Annotated in this window: 22 protein-coding genes; 17 read left to right on the forward strand and 5 right to left on the reverse strand. The window is 56.6% G+C overall.

Annotated elements, in window-relative coordinates; genetic code table 11:
• Positions 1-99: 99 nt before the first annotated feature.
• The 5 genes from BLU52_RS10450 to BLU52_RS10480 all read right to left on the reverse strand — a co-directional run bounded on the left by BLU52_RS10450 (position 100) and on the right by BLU52_RS10480 (position 4,998).
• Complete coding sequence (locus tag BLU52_RS10450) at positions 100-879, reverse strand: hypothetical protein (RefSeq protein WP_090283110.1); 780 nt, start codon at positions 877-879, stop codon at positions 100-102.
• A 433-nt stretch (positions 880-1,312) separates the two neighbouring features.
• Positions 1,313-1,564, reverse strand: a complete 252-nt coding sequence (locus BLU52_RS10455) for a DUF1654 domain-containing protein (RefSeq protein WP_090283111.1) — start codon at positions 1,562-1,564, stop codon at positions 1,313-1,315.
• A 162-nt stretch (positions 1,565-1,726) separates the two neighbouring features.
• Positions 1,727-2,302, reverse strand: a complete 576-nt coding sequence (locus tag BLU52_RS26980; RefSeq protein ID WP_231988021.1) for a hypothetical protein — start codon at positions 2,300-2,302, stop codon at positions 1,727-1,729.
• A gap of 679 nt (positions 2,303-2,981) precedes the next feature.
• Positions 2,982-3,974 (reverse strand): hypothetical protein, encoded by a 993-nt coding sequence (locus BLU52_RS10470; protein WP_157720689.1) that lies wholly within the window; start codon positions 3,972-3,974, stop codon positions 2,982-2,984.
• 358 nt (positions 3,975-4,332) lie between these two features.
• Positions 4,333-4,998 carry a LexA family protein gene (locus BLU52_RS10480; RefSeq protein ID WP_090283114.1) on the reverse strand — a complete coding sequence of 222 codons (666 nt, stop codon included), beginning with the start codon at positions 4,996-4,998 and terminating at the stop codon, positions 4,333-4,335.
• A gap of 82 nt (positions 4,999-5,080) precedes the next feature.
• Between BLU52_RS10480 and BLU52_RS10485 the strand changes: the two genes are divergently transcribed.
• The 17 genes from BLU52_RS10485 to BLU52_RS10565 all read left to right on the forward strand — a co-directional run bounded on the left by BLU52_RS10485 (position 5,081) and on the right by BLU52_RS10565 (position 17,056).
• Entirely contained in the window at positions 5,081-5,293 is a 213-nt protein-coding gene (locus BLU52_RS10485) for a transcriptional regulator (RefSeq protein ID WP_090283115.1), read from the forward strand.
• Between the two features lie 82 nt (positions 5,294-5,375).
• Complete coding sequence (locus tag BLU52_RS10490; protein ID WP_090283116.1) at positions 5,376-5,798, forward strand: phage regulatory CII family protein; 423 nt, start codon at positions 5,376-5,378, stop codon at positions 5,796-5,798.
• A 64-nt stretch (positions 5,799-5,862) separates the two neighbouring features.
• Positions 5,863-6,714 (forward strand): BRO-N domain-containing protein, encoded by an 852-nt coding sequence (locus BLU52_RS10495; RefSeq protein WP_090283117.1) that lies wholly within the window; start codon positions 5,863-5,865, stop codon positions 6,712-6,714.
• 1 nt (position 6,715) lies between these two features.
• Positions 6,716-7,687, forward strand: coding sequence for an SIR2 family protein (locus BLU52_RS10500; protein WP_090283118.1), 972 nt, complete (start codon positions 6,716-6,718; stop codon positions 7,685-7,687).
• Positions 7,674-8,471, forward strand: coding sequence for a hypothetical protein (locus tag BLU52_RS10505; RefSeq protein WP_090283119.1), 798 nt, complete (start codon positions 7,674-7,676; stop codon positions 8,469-8,471). Before BLU52_RS10500 ends, BLU52_RS10505 begins: the two co-directional genes overlap by 14 nt.
• Positions 8,468-8,695, forward strand: a complete 228-nt coding sequence (locus BLU52_RS10510; protein WP_090283120.1) for a hypothetical protein — start codon at positions 8,468-8,470, stop codon at positions 8,693-8,695. The genes BLU52_RS10505 and BLU52_RS10510 overlap by 4 nt, the downstream gene beginning before the upstream one ends.
• Positions 8,688-9,158: a hypothetical protein gene (locus BLU52_RS10515; protein ID WP_090283121.1), complete on the forward strand. Its 471-nt coding sequence runs from the start codon at positions 8,688-8,690 to the stop codon at positions 9,156-9,158. The genes BLU52_RS10510 and BLU52_RS10515 overlap by 8 nt, the downstream gene beginning before the upstream one ends.
• A complete protein-coding gene (locus BLU52_RS10520; RefSeq protein ID WP_090283122.1) occupies positions 9,155-9,760 on the forward strand; it encodes a recombination protein NinG in 606 nt (201 codons plus the stop codon). The genes BLU52_RS10515 and BLU52_RS10520 overlap by 4 nt, the downstream gene beginning before the upstream one ends.
• Positions 9,757-10,434: a hypothetical protein gene (locus BLU52_RS10525; RefSeq protein WP_090283123.1), complete on the forward strand. Its 678-nt coding sequence runs from the start codon at positions 9,757-9,759 to the stop codon at positions 10,432-10,434. The genes BLU52_RS10520 and BLU52_RS10525 overlap by 4 nt, the downstream gene beginning before the upstream one ends.
• Positions 10,435-11,025: 591 nt before the next feature.
• Entirely contained in the window at positions 11,026-11,349 is a 324-nt protein-coding gene (locus tag BLU52_RS10530) for a phage holin, lambda family (protein WP_038861473.1), read from the forward strand.
• Positions 11,346-11,732 carry a hypothetical protein gene (locus tag BLU52_RS10535; protein WP_090283124.1) on the forward strand — a complete coding sequence of 129 codons (387 nt, stop codon included), beginning with the start codon at positions 11,346-11,348 and terminating at the stop codon, positions 11,730-11,732. The genes BLU52_RS10530 and BLU52_RS10535 overlap by 4 nt, the downstream gene beginning before the upstream one ends.
• Positions 11,692-11,874: a hypothetical protein gene (locus tag BLU52_RS10540; protein WP_231988022.1), complete on the forward strand. Its 183-nt coding sequence runs from the start codon at positions 11,692-11,694 to the stop codon at positions 11,872-11,874. The genes BLU52_RS10535 and BLU52_RS10540 overlap by 41 nt, the downstream gene beginning before the upstream one ends.
• A gap of 302 nt (positions 11,875-12,176) precedes the next feature.
• Positions 12,177-12,800 carry a putative metallopeptidase gene (locus BLU52_RS10545; RefSeq protein ID WP_090283125.1) on the forward strand — a complete coding sequence of 208 codons (624 nt, stop codon included), beginning with the start codon at positions 12,177-12,179 and terminating at the stop codon, positions 12,798-12,800.
• Positions 12,801-12,831: 31 nt separating this feature from the next.
• On the forward strand, positions 12,832-13,293 hold the full coding sequence (locus tag BLU52_RS10550; RefSeq protein ID WP_090283126.1) for a DUF2280 domain-containing protein: 462 nt from the start codon (positions 12,832-12,834) through the stop codon (positions 13,291-13,293).
• Positions 13,280-14,581 carry a terminase large subunit domain-containing protein gene (locus BLU52_RS10555; protein ID WP_090283127.1) on the forward strand — a complete coding sequence of 434 codons (1,302 nt, stop codon included), beginning with the start codon at positions 13,280-13,282 and terminating at the stop codon, positions 14,579-14,581. The genes BLU52_RS10550 and BLU52_RS10555 overlap by 14 nt, the downstream gene beginning before the upstream one ends.
• Complete coding sequence (locus BLU52_RS10560) at positions 14,578-15,996, forward strand: DUF4055 domain-containing protein (protein WP_090283128.1); 1,419 nt, start codon at positions 14,578-14,580, stop codon at positions 15,994-15,996. The genes BLU52_RS10555 and BLU52_RS10560 overlap by 4 nt, the downstream gene beginning before the upstream one ends.
• Positions 15,971-17,056, forward strand: coding sequence for a minor capsid protein (locus BLU52_RS10565; protein ID WP_090283129.1), 1,086 nt, complete (start codon positions 15,971-15,973; stop codon positions 17,054-17,056). The genes BLU52_RS10560 and BLU52_RS10565 overlap by 26 nt, the downstream gene beginning before the upstream one ends.

The following is a 17,056-nucleotide window of genomic DNA, read 5'->3' on the forward strand; positions in this document are numbered from 1 at the left end:
GCACATCCGCTGCCCGAGACTTAGCCTCAGATCACACCCCGATGCGCTCTCATAGAGAGGATCGGGCAGTTAACGACAGGCTGTCGTGGCGCTGGTTGTTCAGTCGTCGAACCCGTAAGAGAAATCGCTTTCCTCGCAGTCGATCAGCAGAACGGCTTCACCGAAGTAAAGCGAAGCCAGGATGCGCTCCCATTTCGAGCGGATATTCATTTTGATCGAGACCTTTTTCGCATCGAGCTGGGCGCTATACACATTCCCGAATTCGACTTTCGGTCTCCAGTGGTCTCCGGTTTCGCGCTCACCTTCAACCATCACATGGAGGTTGTGTTTGAGGCTGTAGTCGCTACGGCGCTCATTGCTGTAGCTGTACCGGCTCCCACCTTCTGGCTGCGGATCGAAGTAGATGTGGTAGAACTTGTGAGAATGGCTGTCGTCTTCAGTGATGCGGATTTCCGGGGCGCTCCATCGCTCGTCCGCAGCCTCTTCTTTGTGCTCATCAATGAATGCTTCGAGCAAATCCTTCAGCGAAATCTCTCCTGTGAGCAGACCTTCACCGGTCAACACCTCTGTGATGGATGCGTCGGCCTGCTTCATGATTGCCGACTCCATGCCCGCTGCCTCCCAGCGCTCCCGCAAAGCATTGGCGATCAGTGCGTTGTAGCGCTGAAGCTCAAACATGTCGGTGACATTGGCCGGAAAGGCTTCCTTCACGGCCGTTTTTATTGATTCGCCGATGGTGCCATAAGATCTGAAGGCGTCTTCGACGACGCTTTTGAACATCTTGTCGATGCCCTCATCGATCAGCTCGCGAGGGCGATCAGACAGGGCGTAGGTGCTGACACGTTCGGCCAGCAGTTGCTGAAGCGTTTGTTCGCTCATTTGATGCTCCGTGCTTGATCGGTTGATTTCCCGTCTGGCCCTGTCGCCAAGGCCAGCCAGTGAAATCTGTTTTTCTCCGCACCCGCTTACCAGGTCATTCACTCAGTTCGGTCAACACCTCGTCCGCCGTCGCAGTGGGCTGCGCGTGGGCAGGCTTTCGGGCCTGTCGGATCGCCGGTCGCCGGTAGAGGCAAGTGCGGTTTTGTTCATCGGTTTACTGACCTCCCACCGATGGAGCCGGGAGTGACCTAACCGGACTGGCCGGGTAGTCGTTCATGGCACTGGTTGTTAAAGAGCGGCGGACGGAAGCCCTTCGCAGTGGCTGTGTGTCGCTGCGATGGACTTAATATAAGTGAGCTTATTTTTACCGTCAATAAGCATGCTTATATATTTTTCTGAGGTCGATAAAAAGCCCGCTCAGTGGCGGGCTCATTTACGCGTCGCAGTATTCTCGCCAGCCAATCCTGACGGTTCCGCCTTCCAGTGCCTCTACCAGGACGCCAGACGTTTCGCCAATCTCATCAAGCAGGCGCTGCCAGTCTTCGGGCGCTTCATGCTCCAGCCTACACACCGTGACCACCTGGACCTTTTGAACGCCTGGCGAGGCAATCAGCGACTGAAGGCGTCGACCTGCGGCTTCGTAAGAAGAGGGCCGTTTCGATGTGGTAAAAGCTGGGATGGGCATGTTGTACTCCTTACTATAGCTGTATGAATGTACAGTATTGATGTTGCCATAACCTTGCAAGCGGCAACTGATATTTTCATGCATAAGTGCATATTCGGGCGGGCTGCTTTTCACCGGGCATGAAAAAGCCCGCACTTGGCGGGCTAGCTGGACCAGCATGTGTCAGTCGGTAATCGGTGGGTACTTGCCGCTCACCGAGTCTCTATACACGATCTCGCTGAATAGTCTGGGGCCGTCGCGCATCGTAATTAAGGCTTGCTTGGCTTCTTCTTTCGTTTCGTATGGCCCCGCCCCAACAGCCAGACCTCGCATTGAAACAACGGGCAAGCCGGCGGCAGCGATGGCCTCTATTGTGCGCTGCTGCTCTACCTCATCGCGACAGGCAGTTGATGCCACCCATCCATATTCCAGTCGTGGACTTGCGATCGGCTCGACGTCTGCACCGCAGTGCTTGCACTTAATCGCAGCAGTCTTGATGCTCTCAGCACACACAGGGCAGGGGCGGGTATCTTTCCCTGCCTGGGCAGCAGCAGGTGAGCCCTTACCGCCCAACAAAACCATGAGCAGGCCAGCAAGCGCGATCATACCGCCGACAATGGTGTGGATCTGACGGTCGGCCATCAGGCCCATGTTATTGACTCGCCCGCCGGCGCCAGTCGGCACGGACACGTCCATGCTCAGCGCGAAGATCAGCCAGCACACGCCGACGATCAGCGCGAACGTCCCAAGTCCTTTCATTGGATCCCTCCCGTAATTGTGCCTGTACTTTACCATTCACGGCGTGTGGCTACCATTCGTGGGGCAGGGAACGGTGGATACAAGAAGCCCGGCGCTGGGCCGGGCTTGTTCATTCTTGAAGTTTATAACCAAGATAGTAAAGGCCCCAGAACGTGGCGAGAAGCATCTGATAAACCGAAGTAAAAAGACAAAACAACGCCACGACTAGCAAATAGTGGCCAATAGGCGATTGGCTATATGTGAATTCATCAATTGCTGGTCCGAACGAAAGTAGAGCAATGCAAAAAAAGACTATCGCAATGCTCTCTCCCGTAAGAAAGGCAAATAACATCGCAAGGAATCGACGTCTAGTTAGATCTATCGTGTTCTCTAGCCCTCTGAGCTTAACAACTACCTTTGGTGTTGGTTCAGGTAGAATGTCATCAATATCCAACCTTCCGAACGTTGCTATAGCTGCCAATGCGGCTATGTAAAATCCGGGCAGTGACTGCACAAACGAAAGTATCATCGATATCATCCCGCCGGGCGATATAAGTAGTTTGGCGGAGGATAGGCTTACTATAAGCGTGATTGTTATAAGCGACAGGATGAATGGATACAGCCAATCCACCACCCATTTGTAAGGGTGTTTGATTGCCAAATAGCCAAACGGCTTCAGTAGCTGACCTATTAACATTTTTCACCCCATGAGCGATAGAACTTCCTTGATTATAAAGTTGTTTGCCTTGTCGAAGCTATTGGTATTTACTAGGGGTGCCGTAATAGTGTGTCGCTTAATGTACTTGTCGTTATCTATCAGCTTACCTGAGTCGGCCGATATTGTAGCCTCTCGTGGCTCGCCATCAGCGTTCTTGAAACGCAGACGCATCTGTTTATATTCAACGTTTTTCTTGATAATTTTATTTCTGATTTGCCTCACTGACGACGATATTGAGGCTATTAAACCAGGCTCTGGTTTTAACTCAATTGTACGAAGTCTCTCCTTGACTGCGCCGCTGTCGTCCCAAGTCGCTCCTTCCTCCGAAAAGCTTAGAAGTTGTATTGATGAAAGTGTGCCTCCGTTTAGATCATTCTCAAATTCGGCTGACGGGTGCCCTTGAAACTCAATCTGATGAAGTAAATGAACTAAAACAGGATTGCCTTTGGAGTCTCTAGCCCCGTTTGCATTTGGGATCATGTATTGAGCGGGGAATTGCTTTTTACATGCGCGGAAAAGGAACCTAATATAGTCGCTAATGCTACTTGCGTGTAAGCCGGAGCCAAACACTGTTTCGATAACGCAAAGGTAATAGTTGTCACCCTTTACAGGGTTTAGATCTAGCACAACATGAGCTGAATAGTCACCGCCGTGACCAGGCGGCTTTGAATGGACTACTCTACTCTTGAGGTCGGGGTCGCTCGAAACTGCGTCAGGTGCGTTAGGGTCGCTTCTGTTGATAAGTAGAATTAACTTGTCGCCTTTAAGCTGCAGGTCAGAAAGATAGAGTTTGGCAGAGGTTTCTGTTCTACCTTTTTTTACTATTTTGTCCCCACTCGTAAAAAGAAGACTAATATCGCTGTGAAGTTCTCTGAGTGTTTTCGGTGTCGCGTCAAAGCAGGCTAGATTAGCTGCCGCTCTAGAGATCCCCATGGCAGATATTTTCAGGTCGTAAAATGTCGCAGTCCTGTGCATGGCATCCCCGTCGTTACAAGTGTCAGCAATGGTTATTAGAGTTTCTATTAAAGTGCTATTTGCATCAATCTGGTCGGGGTGTCGATGTACCTTGCCTCCCAAGAATACCTTTCTTGTATCTCATTCTCGCATGCCATAGAAGTGGTTAAGCGCTATGAGCTCAATCACCGCCACGAAAATGCAGAGCACATCGAAGCCAGGACTGAATACCCGCTTGCGGTTGGATGAGCTGCCGTCCGGTCAAATGCCAGAGTTGCTTGTGAAAGCCACCATGAACGCTAGCAGAGTATAGGTCCACAACTTGCTCAAAAAGCACTGCGATCGCCATGATCTCTACGGTTTTCCAAGGCGGAGGGCATCAGTAAAACTTCTGCAGCGCCTGCACAACCACACCCACGATGCGACAGTTCTCATCGACTGACTCGATGGGGTAGCTTGGGTTCAGCGGTTTCAGGAACAGCCGGCCGCCGTCGCTGACCAGCTTTTTGAATGTCGCTTCATTACTGTCCGGAAGCTTGGCCACGACAAGCTTACCTGGTGCGACCTCAGCTTCTGTATCCACCAAGATTAGCGTGCCTTCGGTGATGCTCTGGCCGGCGGGCGCTGTCATCGAGTCACCTTTGACTGTCAGCCAGAACGCAGGGCCTTTGGAGTCGTACTCTGAAAACTCGTATCGATCTGAAATCCCGGCGGGGTAGGGCTCAACGGCTTCCGCCCAAGAGCCGGCAGAAACCCAACTGATCACTGGATAGCGATAGCTATGCAATGGCTGCTCAGCCATCGATACGTTCGACTCCTCTTTAGAATCGACGACCATCGGCCCGATGTTGTCCGACAGCCAAATAGCGCTCACGCCGGTGGCGTGCGCGATCTTTGGAAGATGCGCGCTCTGTAGGTTTTTGCCCCTCTCCAACTGAGAGATCACCGGTTGCTCAACCCCCACCATTTTCGCAAGTGGGGCCTGCTTTAGGCCGGCGTATTCACGGGCTGCTTTTACGCGTTCTGCAAGTGTGCTCATGCACATGAATTTATAAGTTCCCTTATTGCCTTGCAAATAAGCGTGCTTCTACTTACGATATAAGCAGGCTTATCAGGAGGGCTCTCAAATGACCCCAATCGAAAGGCTCGTCGACTTCTTCGGCGGGCAAACCAAAACCGCATTAGCGCTAGACGTTTCTCAGGCAGCAGTTTCGTACTGGGTTGCCGGGATTCACCCGATGCGCGCCGAAAAAGCTTTCAAGGCTGAAGAGCTGACCGGCGGAAAGATCACTGCCCGCGAACTGTGTATTCCCCAAAAGGACGCTCAATCCGCCGCCTGAAAACTATGTCCGCCGATCCATTGAGCGAATGATCGCTTTTGCATCGGAAGGGCACCACGGAAACAAATTTGAGGTTTTACGAATGGAAGATTTTCTGCGGGCCTGCCAGAGCGCTGTTCTGGACAACGAAGCCAAGACACTGGCTGCAAAGATGGGCGTTCCTCACGTCGGCCTACTTCAGCGCGCCAATCCGGACAACGACGCACACCACCTGACCGTGGAGCATCTGTTCGGGATTCTGCTGCACACAGGCGAAATGCGCCCTCTAGCGGCACTGGCGAGCGAGTTTGGTTTCGACCTCGTTGCGAAAGCTGCGCCAGAGCCGCAAGCGTTGACCAAATCACTGATCAACGTCGGCAAAGAGGTCGCCGATCTGACCATCGCGGTGCACCAGGCGCTGGATGACAACCACGTCAGTTCTTTCGAGAAAAACTTGATCCGCCAGGAGATCAGCCACGTTCGGCAGAGCCTAGACGTGATGGATGCCTCGGTGAAGGCTGCCTGAATCCCGGGCACAAAAAAGCCGACGGAGAAGGTCGGCTGATTCGCAAAACTAGAGACGCCCGATTATGCAGAGCCAGCCAAATTCCAGCAACACCCCGAACAATGTCGCGGCACGTTTTAACCAATCACAAAACGTGTCGCGTACCAACTCAGTAATTCCTTTCGACTTCGATGGCGGCGCCATCCGCGTAATCACCGACGAGCTCGGCGATCCGTGGTTCGTTGCCCGTGATGTCGCTGACGCCTTGGGCTATGCCAAGCCAGAGAACGCTATCTCTCGTCATTGCAAGGCCGCGACCACTACCCCGAAACAGGGTGGTGGTTTCATGACCGTAATTCCTGAGCGCGATGTCTATCGTCTGGTGATGCGCTCCAAGCTGGTCGGCGCCGAACGTTTCGAGGAATGGGTGGTTGGTGAGGTTCTGCCTAGCATCCGCAAGACCGGGAAATTCGACGCCGCCAGCCCAAGCAGTTCAAAGGTTGTCGGGGAACTCGCGCTCATGGAGTGTTACACGCGCCTGCTCAAGCCTTCACCATCCAGCCAAGTGATGATGCTGGCGAGGATCGCGACCAATAACGGTCTGGAGTCGAGCTTCCTGCCGGGTTACGCGATCGATGCCGCGCCAGATGCCATTGGCGGCAGCTCGATGCCGACGAAGGCGGCTACCGCGTTGATCAAGGAAAACGGCGTCGCTTGCACAACGCGGGCGTTCAACCTTGCTCTTGAAGCCCACAGTTTCCTCAAGCAACTCCAGCGCAAGAATTCTAAGCAGGAAATGGTCGACTTCTGGTCGGTCACTGACAAGGGGCTGGCCTACGGCAAGAACCTCACCAGTCCCCAATGTCCGCGCGAGACACAGCCTCACTGGTACGTGGATCGCTTCTTCGAACTGGCCAAATTGGTCGGGAAGGCCTGATATGCAATTTACCGTCACGATCAATCAGGTGAAGGCGTTGGAGTGGGGCCTGAATTCTCAGCAGGCCCTGCTGTTCGCCTTCGTCTACGGCTGTCCAAGCTGGACGAAGCCAATCAAGACTGATGACGGGATCTTCTTCGCGCTGAGCAAGGCCAAGATCATCGAGGAGCTGCCGCTGCTCACCGACAAGCCGGACACTGCTTATCGCATGCTGAAGGCCCTAGAAGAGGCCGGTCTGATTGAGCTTTCCAGCACTTCGAACATCACGCTGTTTCGCTTGACCGAGAAGGCGATTGAGTGGAACCAGAAGCTGGACGGGTCGGAAAAATATCCGACCCCACCAAAGAACGAAGGTCGGAAAAAAATCCGATCTGCCTCGGAAAAAAATCCGAGCAAGGTCGGAGAAAAATCCGAGCAAGGGTCGGAAAAATCTCCGACAAATCAGGATACCAATCATCAGGGTACCAATCAGGATACCAGTCAGGACTTGCAAGGCAGCCCGGACAAGCCGGCCCGCAATCTGGTTCTCGTGGTCGATCGCACCGATGCGCCACGAGTTGAGATTCCCGCTGACATGCCGGGCCCAAAAGATCAGTCCTGCAAAACCTTCAAGGTCTGGGCGAACTACGCCATGGCCTACCGCAAGCGCTACAGCACCTGGCCGGTGTGGAACGCCAAAGTCGGTGGACAGCTCGGTCAACTGGTCGACCGCCTCGGCGCCGATGTCGCTCATCACGTCGCAGCTCACTTTCTGAAAACCAGCGATGCCGCCGTTCTGCGCAAGTGCCACAGCCTCAACGAACTGCTGGCCAACGCCGAGAGCTATCACACCCAGTGGGTGACGGGTCAGCGCATCAACGGAACAACCGCGCGCCAGATGGAACGCACCGAGGCGAACGTATCCGCTGCCGAGCAAGCCGCGCAAATGGTCTTGGCCAAGCGCCAAGCGGGAGAGCGCAATGAATACCTTTGAAATGAACGACCAGCAAGTTGCCGGGCTCGCTGCCGCAATCTGCGCCACCGCCGAGGCCATGGGTCAGGAAATGAACCCTGGCACCGCGGCGATCATGGCCGAAGACCTCTGCGCCTACCCGGTACCGGTTGTGAAAGCCGCTCTGAAGGCCTGCCGCTTTGAGGTGAAGGGCAAATTGGCAATGGCCGACATTCTTCAGCGCGTTCAGGTTGCTGACGGCCGCCCAGGCAAGGACGAGGCCTGGGCGATCGCGATGACCACCAACGATGAATTCGAAACCGTGGTGCTGACCGACGAGATCCAGCTCGCACTCGCAGCGGCGAAACCTGTCCTTGATGCCGGCGACAAGGTCGGTGCGCGCATGGCGTTCAATAGCGCCTACGAGCGTTTGGTCGGCCAGGCGCGGGAGGACAACAAGCATGTCAATTGGCATGTGTCCGTCGGCTTCGACGCCAACCGCCGCACGCAGGCGATCACCAAGGCTGTGCAGATGCAGCGGATCCCGCAAGAGCGAGCTCAGCAGTACCTGGCCGACTTGAGTGTCGCGCCGGTCACTGAAGACGGTCGTGCGGTTGTTGCGCTGCTCACCGGTGAGATTGCGCGGCCTTCTCCAAAGCTGCGCGAGAAGCTCGCCGCGGTGAAAAATTCGATGCTCGCCATGCGCCAGGCATCGGCCGAGGAAAAAACAGAACTGCGAATTCTGGCAGCTAATGAGCTGGCGGATCGCCGGGCGCTGCTCATTCAGCAGGCAGAACAATTGGAAGCAAGGAGCGCGGCTCAATGACCATCGACAAACAAAAACTCCAGAAGCTGCTGTGGGCCGAAGCTGCGTCCTACCGTGCCGACTGCGCTGACTGGAAGCGCAACACCGAGGCGCTGCAGGAATACCTCGGGGAGAAGACCGTGGAGGAGGTGGCGCTTGAGCTGTTGGCCGAGAACGAGCGACTGACACGGCAACTCGGCGAGTTGATCAACGGATTGCCGAACAAGGTGGCCACCCATGGCTGACAAAATCTCCGTGAACTGTCAGGCCAAGCTCTCCGAGGCCATCACGAAGCTTAGCGCCATGTACCGCGACAAGAAGTTCGTCGTGGTGTCGCTGCGCCCGGGTAAAGACCGCACGCTTGATCAAAACCGTCTCTGGTTCGCGATGTACAAACGCATCGCCGAGATGACCCAGATCGGCGATGAGGCCGACGCTCGCCGCTACTGCAAGTTGCACGTCGGCGTGCAGATCCTGCTGAACGAGGATGCCGGGTTTCAGGCTGAGTGGTACCGCGTCATGCGCCACCTCCCGTATGAGACGAAGCTGGCCATGATGGGCGGCTGCAAACTCTTCGGCCCGGACGGATTCCCGGTAACCAGTCTGTTCAACCGCGCACAGGGCGTGGCCTATACCGACCGCATCGTCGCGCGCTTCTCTCAGCAGGGCGTGTACTTCGATGATCTGTTGAGCCAGGAGGCTGCATGACGATCGCAAGGAAGCAGCCGAAGCCGAAGAAATGTCGCGTCGATACCTGCAGGGCCTCATTCGTCCCGTCGCGGATGGGGCAGGCGGTTTGCAGCCCAGCCTGCGCGGCCATCGATGCACCGCGTCACATGGAGAAAGCCCGCAAGGCCATCGCCCAGCGCGATCGCCGCGAGATCCAGGTGCGCAAGGAGAAGCTGAAGAGCAGGGCGGATCACCTGCGCGAAGCCCAGGCAGCCGTGAACGAGTACGTCCGCCTGCGTGACGCACACCTGCCTTGCATCAGCTGCGACTCGATGCCGAACGACAACGACCTGATGACCGGCAGCCGCTGGGACGCCGGGCACTACCGATCTGTCGGCGCCTGCCCGGAGCTGCGATTCGAACCGCTGAACATCCACCGCCAGTGTGTGAAGTGCAACCGCAACCTGTCGGGGAACGCGGTCGAGTACCGCATCCGGTTGGTGCAGCGCATCGGCGCCGAAACCGTGGCATGGCTCGAAGGGCCTCATGAGCCCCGCAAGTACACCGTCGAAGAAATCAAAACCATCAAGGCCGAATTCCGAGCCAAGACAAGAGAGCTGAAGAAAGGGGAAGCCGCATGAAGCTGATCAACGCAAGACAGGTCTGGACTGAAGCGCAGCACGAATCGAACGCGTCGATCAGCGCTCTGGGCATCGAGCGCGGGGCATCGGCACCGGTGAAGAAGGGCGCCCGGATGCGCCGGCATGAGGCTGTATTCGCCGCGCTGGGCGATGACAAAGAGGAGCGTATTGAAATCGTTCGTCAGCGGATCAGCATCAGCGAGACGCGCCGTACGCCGGTTGGTCGCTCGACTGCCCGCGCTGCACACCTGGCTACGATCGGTAAAGTGCTGCGCGCCATCGACACGCTTCCATTTCAGGTGCAGCAGCTCGGGCACTATCTCTACCATCCGTGCATGACGATGGTTCACGTGCTCAACGCGGAGAAGCTGATCTGGAATGATGTCGATTTTTCCGCTCTGACGGACGCCAAGGCTGCGAAAGCTCATTGCATGATCACCATGGCCCTGCAGTCTTACAAGATTGAGGCGCATGGCGGAGAGCAGTGGGGGCCGGCACGGGTTGCCGAGGGAATGCTCAAGCTCTACGGTGTTCGTATCGAGCCGAAAGTGTGGGATCGCGATTGGAAGGATGTGTGGAATTTCCTGCGGACAGCGATCTCCGAAGTGGATGTACAGGCGTTACGGCCGGTATGGCAGGTTATATTTGATGAAAATTCTGAGGATGCGGCATAAAAGTGTTGCTATGTTGGGGTTTGTGAGGTAATTTTTCCATAGTGCACAAGTAACGCGAAACGCACACGGATCTCAGAACCCGGCCATGCGCCGGGTTTTTTCATGACCAATGTTTAATCCGACATCTGCACACTGGTATGATTGGCCCATGAGCAGGTTCACTACCGGCCAACCAGTTTCTGGGGACATGGTTCGAATCCCGTTACGCAGCCTTCCTTGATGGCGATCCTTTTTTTGACGATGGTTATTTTGACCGCACTTTCAAGCTTCATCGGATCGCTGAACGCAACAGTTCATTTTGCGTGCAAGGAGTTACAGATGATCAAAACATTGGCAGCAACATTCGTTAACGCAACATTTGTATCAATCGTCGCCGTCCTAGCGGGATGCGTAGCAAACGGTAACGTCCCCGATTAATCCGAGGTATAACCTCCCGAAACAGCCCCGCAGACGCGGGGCTGCTTTTTTACACCATGAAGCCTCGGCATTTGCCGGGGCTTTTTCGTTTTCGGCTCCCCACACCCATAGCCCCGAGCTGGGAGTGCAGCGGACGCCGGATTTATCAATCTCCCCAAGGGGGAGGCAACCCGGATGCCAAACATGCCTGACAAGCCAGACACATGGGCCAAGCTCTGGCTGGCGTTGAGCAATCCGCTAATGGCGGGCGTCATCATGGCCATCACCGTTTGCTTGCTTCGCGTCATCTACGACGGAAAAGAAACCAGCGTGCGCCGGATCATTTTCGAGGCTCTGATTTGCGGATCGCTGAGTCTGGTCGCGTCCAGCGTCATTGAGTGGATGGCCTGGCCTTCAAGCCTATCGATCGCTGCCGGTGGCACGATCGGCTTCCTCGGCGTGACAGCCATACGCGAGCTGGTGACCCGATTCCTGGGTCGCAAGGCGGATGCCGCATGAAGACCTTCGCTGCAGCAATCATTATCGCCTTGGTCGGCCTACTCCTCATTGGGATTCAGCAGTCGCGCGTCGTCGCCCTTCGCGGGGAGGTGGCATTCGAAGCGAGCGAGAAGAAGAAGGCGGTTGACGCCAACCTCGAAAGCCAGGCCACGATCACCACACTGCGCGCCGAAGCCCAGCGCAACGCCGATTACCAGAGAGACCTGAACAAGCGGTTACAGGCCAGCCAGGCCAAAGCCAGAAAGGCGGAGAAGAACTTTGAAGAACTCAAGCGCAACAGCAAGCCTGTTCGTGACTGGGCTGCTCAGCCTCTGCCTGACGGCCTGCGCGGGAAAGCCGGAGGTGGTAACAAAGACAGCGGCGGTAAGAGTCGAGCCCCCTGAGCTGGTGCCATGTGAGCGGGTAGCTGATGAAGAGCTCGCCGACAACGGCCAGCTCTGGGAGTTGAAGAACCAAGCCATCAACCTGCTCGACACCTGCGCAGATCAGGTGGACGCGCAGATCAAGCGCAGCCAGAGCAAGTAGGTCGCGACACGTTTCGCGAGAGTGCAAATTGTGTCGCAACACTGGTCAAGAGACACTATCGCGCTTGTATTGACCATGAAGCTGCTTGAGCGCTCCTTGATATTCGGAAGCGGTGAGCTTGGACTTAAGCCTCGCCATGACGTCCTGAGCGGCTGAGCTCACCGTCTCAGTGTTCCTCCCGGTTCGCTCCGCCCACTCTGAAGCTGCCGTCAATACTGCTGTTTCATCAATGCGATGGCTCACTTGCGGATTTCCCTTGTTGAGTGCAGCTAATCTTAGCCGAGTAGGCGGATGGATATGAAATGATTCGACCGACTCCGCCTGAGTCGCTGCTCAACCTGTCTGAGATGGCCAGCCTCGGTATTCGCCTGATCCCTGCGCCCGAGGTGTGGGAGTGGCTACAAGCCGAGATCCTCGCTGACACAGGCAGCATCCACAACGAAGACCATGCCCATCTGATCGATGCGGACGTGAGAGTCATGTGGGCGTCTGCTGCCTTCACGAAGAAGGGTCGGACGGTGGTCGGCCAGGCGGAGCAGGTAGCGTTCCGTGCAGGTGGTTGGCAGAAGGCCCGGATGGAACAGCAGATGCTGGATTGGTTCGGCGACGTGCCGGACTACATCATCACCTTGGCTGCCGATTACTGCGCTCAATGCAGCGACGCTGACTTCTGCGCACTGGTCGAGCATGAGCTGTACCACATCGCTCAGGCGACCGATCAGTACGGCGCACCCAAGTTCACCCAGGAAGGATTGCCCAAGCTTGAGATGCGCGGACACGACGTTGAAGAGTTCGTCGGTGTGGTGCGTCGGTATGGGGCGAGCCCTCAAGTGCAAGAGCTGGTGGACGCTGCAAGCAGTCCTGCTGAGGTGGGGAAATTGAACATTGCGAGGGCCTGCGGAACCTGTCTGCTCAAGTCGGCCTGATTCTGGACAGGCTCTGGACGGATGAAAATCTATGGCAGCCCTTCAAAACGACGTGAAGGCCTTTATCGTTCAGGCCTTGGCGTGCTTCGACACGCCTTCACAGGTTGTTGAAGCCGTCCAAAAGGAATACGGGATATCGGTGACGCGCCAGCAGGTGGAGACACACGATCCCACGAAGACATCAGGGAAAGGCTTGGCCAAGCGCTGGGTAACGATGTTTGAAGATGCCAGAAAGCGCTTCCGCGAAGAAACCGCAGAGATCCCGATCGCCAACCGAGCGTTCCGACTCCGCGCCATGAATCGGTTTGTCGAACGGGCGGAGTCGCTGAAGAACATTGGCCTGGCAATGCAGATCCTTGAGCAGGCCGCGAAGGAAGTCGGCGACGTTTACGTCAATCGCCACCGGAAGGATGAGTCAGACGATGAGCCGGCAATCCCGACGCGCATTCAGGTCGACGTAGTGGACGCGAGGAGGCCGAATGCCGAGCCTTAACGTTCCGCAGTCGCAATTCCTCTTGTTGCCCCACAAGTTTCGCGCTTTCGTTGCTGGTTTCGGCTCCGGGAAGACTTGGGTCGGATGCTCAGCGCTCAGCAAGCATTTCATGGAGTGGCCCGGCGTCAACGCTGGGTACTTCGCACCGACCTACCCGCAGATCCGCGATATCTTCTATCCCACGATGGAGGAGGTGGCTTACGACTGGGGGCTGAAGACCAAGATCAACCAAGCGAACCATGAGGTTCACATTTACAGCGGCCGGCAGTATCGCGGCACTGTGATTTGCCGGTCGATGGAGAAGCCGCAAACAATCGTCGGCTTCAAGATCGGTCACGCCCTGGTGGATGAGCTGGACGTGCTGACGTCGATCAAGGCTCAGCAAGCCTGGCGCAAGATCATTGCCCGGATGCGTTACAACCTGCCCGGGCTTAAAAACGGCGTGGACGTGACCACGACGCCGGAAGGCTTCAAGTTCGTCTTTCTCCAATTCGTCAAGCAGCTGCGCGACAAGCCGGCGCTGAAGGAAATGTATGGACTGATTCAGGCCAGCACCTTCGACAACGAACTGAACCTGCCTGACGACTACATCGCCTCGCTGATGGAGTCGTATCCCGAGCAGTTGATCCGCGCGTACCTGAATGGCCAGTTCGTCAACCTGACGTCCGGATCGATCTACCACGCCTACGACCGCAAGCTGAACCAGTGCTTCGACACTGTGCAGCCCGGCGAGCCGCTGTTCATCGGCATGGACTTCAACGTCGGCAAGATGGCGGCGATTACGCACGTCAAACGTGACCAGGGCCTGCCGCGCGCCGTGGACGAATTGATGGATGGCTACGACACGCCTGACATGATTCGTCGAATCAAAGAGCGGTACTGGGAACACACCGGCAACGACTACAAGAAGACCTGCGAGATCCGGATCTACCCGGACGCCTCCGGCGATTCGCGCAAATCTGTTAATGCCAGCCTCACCGATATCGCCATGCTCAAACAGGCAGGCTTCACGGTCATCGCGCCGGCGGCAAACCCACCTGTGAAGGATCGGATCAACGCCATGAACGCCATGTTCTGCAATGCGCAGGGCGAGCGCCGCTATTTGGTCAACCCGTTTACGTGTCCGACCTACGCCGACGGCCTAGAGCAACAGATCTGGGCGCCCAACGGCGAGCCGGACAAAAGCCAAGGCAACGACCACGCCAACGACGGCGGTGGTTACTTCATTCACCGCGAGTACCCGATAATCAAACCGGTCACCGCTATCAAAATGGGATACGCCCGATGAGCAACGACGTCTCCTACAAGCGGGCGGATTACATCGAAGCACTGGATCGCTGGTCCACCGTTCGCGACGTTTGCGCTGGCCAGCACCGGGTTGTCGACCGACTGCCTTACATCAATGCTCACGATAAATCGCCGGAGAACGTTGATCGCAACAAGGCTTATCGCGAGCGGGCGGTGTTCAAGAATGCTACCGGTCACACGCGAAACGGCTTACTCGGTTTGGCGTTTCACAAAGATCCGACGCTGGTCGTGAAAAAGAAACTGGAGTATTTGCAGGACAACGCCAACGGCTCCGGTGTAAGCATCTATCAGCATTCGCAAGGTACGCTGGAAAAGGTGCTTGAGGCTGGACGGCATGGTCTGTACGTCGACTATCACCAGGACGCCGGCACCGGTGGCCACTCCGTGATCCTGTCGTACTGCGCCGAAGACATCATCAACTGGCGCACGGGCATGGTGAACGGTCACAGCGTGCTGATCCTGGTGGTGCTGCGCGAGTCGCCGGAAATCGAAGATGGATTCGGCTTCAAGGTGATCGAGCAGTATCGCGAATTGGCTCTCGAGGATGACGGTTTTGTCTGCCGTGTTTGGCGCCGATCCGGGCCAAAAGGTGGCGGGCCGCTGGCCGTTGTTCGGGAGTTCAAACCCACCGGCGCCGCCGGCCGCCTGAAGGAGATCCCGTTCACCTTCGTCGGCGCGCAGAACAACGATCCGAGCATTGACGAGTCACCGCTCTACGACATCGCCATGATCAACCTGGGCCATTACCGGAACAGTGCCGACTACGAAGACAGCGTCTTCTGGTGTGGCCAGGCCCAGCCTTGGATTTCCGGATTGGATGAGCAGTGGCGCGACTGGATGGAGAAGAACGGCGTCTACGTCGGCTCCCGCGCACCCATGATGCTGCCGGCTGGTGGTGAGTTCGGCTACGCCCAGCCACTGCCGAACACGCTGGTGAAGGAGGCCATGGCTGACAAGAACCAGATGATGATCGAGCTGGGCGCACGAATGGTCGTGGCTTCCCTCTCGTCGAAAACGGCGACCGAAGCCCGCGGTGATCAATCGGCATCGACCTCAGTGCTCGCCGGCTGCGTGGCGAACGTCAGCGAGGCTTACACCCGGGCGATCATGTGGTGCTGCACATACATGGGCGTCGACGACGCGAAGGTTTCCTACCAGATCAATCAGGAATTCGTGGAACTGACGGCTGATCCTCAGATGATCACCGCGTTGGTTGGGCTCTGGCAAAACGGCGGCTTCGCCAAAGCGGACCTTCGGACTTACCTTCGCAAGTTGGGCCTGATTGCGCCGGAGCGCACCGACCAGCAAATCGATGGTGAGCTGGCAGAGCAAGCCGACGGCTTGGGCTTGGACGATGAGGACAAAATAGATGGCGGCAAACCAAGCAATCCTTGACGCCACGATCCGGCACGCGGTCTTCCTAGAAAAGCTGAAGACAGGTGAGGTCGGCAAATTTGCGCCGTTCCTGAAGGAGATCGACCGTTCGATCCGCGACCGGCTTACCCAGTCGGATTTGACTGAATACAACGTGAAGCGGCTGGAAGCGCTGCTGAAAGAGGTCGACAGTTTGCTGTTGGGTATCTTCGACCGCTACAGCGCACAATTGAACCTCGACCTGATCGACATCGCGAATTACGAGGCTGAGTTTGAAGCGTCGAGTCTGGCCCGGTCGGCGCCGGTTGGAGTCTCGTTCGATGTGGTCGCACCGACGGCAGCAGCTATCCGCACTGCGGTGCTGACCAATCCCCTCGGTGTGCGTGGTACCGGCGGCGGCAAGCTGCTGAAGTCGTTCATCAAGGGCTGGACCAGTGCCGAGCGCGAGCGCGTCACCGGCACCATCCGGCAGGGCTTCTTCGAAGGACAAACGAACTTCCAGATCATACGCAACATTCGCGGAACAAAGTCGGCCGGCTACAAGGACGGCATTCTCGCCACCACCAACCGCAATGCCAGCACGGTCGTGCACACTGCGATTCAGCATGTGTCCTCTCAAGCGCGCATGGAGGTTGCCAAGGCCAATACGGACGTCGTGTCCGAGATTGAGATGGTCGCCACGCTGGACAGCAAGACCAGCCAGCAGTGCCGATCGATGGATAAGCGACGGTTTCCAGTCGACTCTGGCCCGCGGCCACCGTTTCACCCGAATTGCCGCACCACATTTGTCCTGCTGACCAAACTCAGTGAGATGTTCGCCAAGGGCGCTACCCGGGCTTCCGTGGGCGCAGATGGAGCTGGGCAGGTCAGCGTGAGCCTCGACTATTACCACTGGCTTCAGCAACAGCCAGCGGCGTTTCAGGACGTGGCAATCGGGCCGGTACGGGCGAAGCTCTTCCGCGAGGGCGGGTTAAGCGTCGAACGCTTTGCAGAGCTCCAACTCGATCGCAACTTCGCGCCATTGACACTGGTGCAGATGAAAGCGCTGGAGCCGCTGGCGTTTGAGCGTGCGGGATTATGA

Source organism: Pseudomonas granadensis (genome assembly GCF_900105485.1).
Classification (GTDB): domain Bacteria; phylum Pseudomonadota; class Gammaproteobacteria; order Pseudomonadales; family Pseudomonadaceae; genus Aquipseudomonas; species Aquipseudomonas granadensis.